2 pseudogenes are annotated in these 1,365 nt (G+C 69.5%); both read left to right on the top strand.

Annotation, left to right across the window (positions count from 1 at the left end):
- Positions 1 to 125, top strand: a pseudogene (locus AB0915_RS39200) (IS5/IS1182 family transposase); the annotation flags it as partial.
- A gap of 278 nt (positions 126 to 403) precedes the next feature.
- Positions 404 to 1,365, top strand: a pseudogene (locus AB0915_RS39195) (M4 family peptidase); the annotation flags it as partial.

Genomic DNA, 1,365 nt, shown 5'->3' with positions numbered 1-1,365 from the left:
GCAGCCAGGTCGTCGACCTCTACCTCTAACTTTCCGCCACGATCGTCACGCTCCGTATGGTCATCCGCCGCGCCACTCCGCTCTACCGCTGGGACGGACGCCCGACCGCCAAAAGGCTCAAGTGACGCCTACCGCAGGGTAGTCCAACGAACGCCACAGATCGACCCATGACGGATTTCGGTCAAGTTGGCGCCGCGTACATGACGGGCCCTCGTCAAAGCTGGCACGCTTCCGTTCAGTCGCCGCAGAGCACACCTGCAAACGCACGCGCACCACACGATGCGGCGATCACGTCGGACACCGTCCGACCCACTCGCACCTCCAGCTCTACCGGGCGGCAACACCCTCGCCTGCCCGGCTGACTCCGGCCGTGCACACCCGGCCGCTGCAGAAGGAGTTCCGTGTGACTCGATCCTCCCGTAAGGCCGTCGCCGCGAGCGCGTTGATAGCCGGCGCCGCGATGATCGCGGCCGCGCTGCCGTCCAGTGTCGCCACCGCCGACACCATGAGCCAGACCCCGGCCAAGGCCCGGGCCCGCGCCGGCGCACTGCCGGTGCAGTTGTCGCCGTCGCAGCGTGGTGAGTTGCTGGCCGCGGCGAACAAGTCCCGGGCGGTGACCGCCAGGTCGCTGCACCTGAAGTCGCAGGAGGCGCTGATCGTCAAGTCCGTCCTGAAGGACGCGGACGGCACCCTGCACACCCGCTACGAGCGGACCTTCGCCGGACTGCCGGTCCTGGGCGGCGACCTGGTCGTCCACACCGCCGCGAACGGCTCCGCCAAGGGCGTCACCAAGGCCACCAACGCGACCATCACCGTCGCCTCCACCACCGCCGCCAAGAGCGCCGGCTCCGCGAAGACCTTCGCGGTGGGCCGCGCCAAGGCCAAAGGCGTCGCGAAGGCGAAGGCCGGCACCGCCCGCAAGGTCGTCTGGGCCGCGTCCGGCACCCCGACCCTGGCCTGGGAGACGGTGGTCGGCGGCACCCAGGCCGACGGCACCCCCTCCGAGCTGCACGTCATCACCGACGCCAAGACAGGCAAGAAGCTGTTCGAGTTCCAGGGCATCGAGACCGGCGTCGGCAACAGCAAGTACTCCGGCCAGGTCACCATCGGCACCACGCCGGCCGACGGCAGCTACTCGATGACCGACGGCACCCGCGGCGGCCACAAGACCTATGACCTCAACGGCGGCAGCTCCGGCACCGGCACGCTGTTCACCGACGCGGACGACACCTGGGGCGACGGCACCGCCAGCGACCGGCAGACCGCAGCCGTGGACGCCGCCTACGGCGCCCAACTCACCTGGGACTATTACAAGGACGTCCACGGCCGCAACGGCATCAAGAACGACGGCGTCGGCGCCTACTC

Origin of the sequence: Streptomyces sp. NPDC048411, assembly GCF_040704695.1 — a bacterium.
In the GTDB taxonomy this organism is placed as follows: Bacteria; Actinomycetota; Actinomycetes; order Streptomycetales; family Streptomycetaceae; genus Streptomyces.
The sequence above is the reverse complement of the archived record's forward strand: the minus strand, read 5'-3'. Positions and strand labels throughout refer to the sequence as shown.